At 62.0% G+C, this 1,507-nt stretch carries 3 protein-coding genes; 2 read left to right on the top strand and 1 reads right to left on the bottom strand.

What is annotated here, in order from left to right; genetic code table 11:
- Together AC1DT3_RS20770 and rdgB are read left to right on the top strand one after the other, a co-directional pair.
- The coding region (locus AC1DT3_RS20770; protein WP_477467094.1) for a dienelactone hydrolase family protein at positions 1-613 on the top strand (613 nt) is incomplete at its 5' end.
- Positions 609-1,259 carry an RdgB/HAM1 family non-canonical purine NTP pyrophosphatase gene (rdgB, locus tag AC1DT3_RS20765; protein WP_477467095.1) on the top strand — a complete coding sequence of 217 codons (651 nt, stop codon included), beginning with the start codon at positions 609-611 and terminating at the stop codon, positions 1,257-1,259. The genes AC1DT3_RS20770 and rdgB, both read left to right, overlap by 5 nt.
- A 54-nt stretch (positions 1,260-1,313) precedes the next feature.
- Here rdgB and AC1DT3_RS20760 read toward each other — a convergent pair.
- Positions 1,314-1,507, bottom strand: a 194-nt coding sequence (locus AC1DT3_RS20760; RefSeq protein ID WP_477467093.1) for a DUF2852 domain-containing protein, incomplete at its 5' end; no start/stop codon positions are given.

The raw sequence follows: 1,507 nt of genomic DNA, 5'->3' as shown, positions 1-1,507 counted from the left end.
CGTGGCGGATGCGCTGACATCCCTGCGCCTGCTCGCCACTCATCCCGAAATCGACCCGGCGCGAATCGGCATCATGGGCTTTTCGAAGGGCGGGCAACTCGCGCTTTACACGGCGCTGGAGCCGTTCCGCCGCGCCGTCGTCAAGGATGACGTGCGCTTCGCGCTTCATATTGCCTTCTACTCCTCCTGCTCGATTCCCTATCTGGCGGAAAAGACCACGCAGGCGCCTATCGTGTTTTTGCTGGGACGGAACGACGATTTTACGCCGTCCGATCATTGTCGTCGTTATGCGGCCTTCTTCGAGAAGCACGGATCGCCGGTCAGTTTCCAGGTTTTCGACAACGCGCATCACGGTTTCGACCTGCCGACGCCGTTGCGTTTCCTTCCAAGGGCGCAAACCGCGAGGAATTGCGGTCTCGATATCGAACTCGAACCCGCGATCATCGCTCGACGCTGGGCCGATGGCGCTCTAATAGAGCCGTCAGGAATTCAGCCTTACCTGCGCGAATGTATGCAACGTGGAGCATCCTATGGCGGCGACGCCGAGGCGCTGAAAGCGGCAATCGCACAGGTCAAGTCCTCCGTCATTCGCTATCTGAGACCCGAGAATTAGTATGCACCGTCCCCTGACCGGAAAGGTCGTGATCGCCACCCACAACCCGGGAAAGCTCAAGGAAATGCGCGAGCTTCTGGCCCCGTTCGGGATCGAGGCGGTGTCAGCGGGGGAACTCGGCCTGCCGGTTCCGGACGAAACCGGCCATCTGTTCGCGGAGAATGCCGCCATCAAGGCTCATGCGGCGGCCAGAGCGACCGGCTTGCCGGCGCTGTCCGACGATTCCGGGCTTTGCGTCGATGCGCTCGACGGCGCACCCGGATTGTTCACGGCCGACTGGGCAGGGGCGAACAAGGACTTCCAGGCTGCCATGGCGCGCGTGGAACAAGAACTGCAGAAGCGCGGCGTGACGGATACCGGGAACCGTACGGCCCATTTTGTCTCGGCTCTCGTCGTCGCGTGGCCGGACGGACATGAGGACTTGTTCGAGGGGCGCGTTCATGGCGACGTCGTCTGGCCCCCACGAGGGGACAAGGGGTTCGGCTACGATCCGATGTTCCGGCCTGACGGATTCGCGCAAACATTCGGAGAGCTGACATCGGACGAAAAGCACGGCATCGACTGGTCGTCCGCCGAGGGGAAAGCGCTTTCTCATCGCGCCCGTGCTTTCTTGAAGCTGGCGGCCGGCTGTCTCAGCAGACGATGAGAAAAGAGCGCCCACCGGGCGCTCTTCGATTTTGGGTCAGGCCTGGATTCTAGGTCAGCCCTCGGTCGCCCCGGGCTTCTCGTTCCGGCGCTTGGCCATGAAGGCGTCGAATTCGTCGCGATCCTTGGCTCGCTTCAGTTCTTCGACAAAGCTACGGAAGGCGCGCGCTTCCTCGTCGAGACGCCGGCGCTCTTCCTCGAGGCGCTGCAATTCCTTGCTGCGATAATCCTCGAAGGCCGAATTTCCCG

This window comes from Microvirga sp. P4_G7 (assembly GCF_056401005.1).
This window is presented reverse-complemented; position numbering and strand designations above follow the sequence as displayed.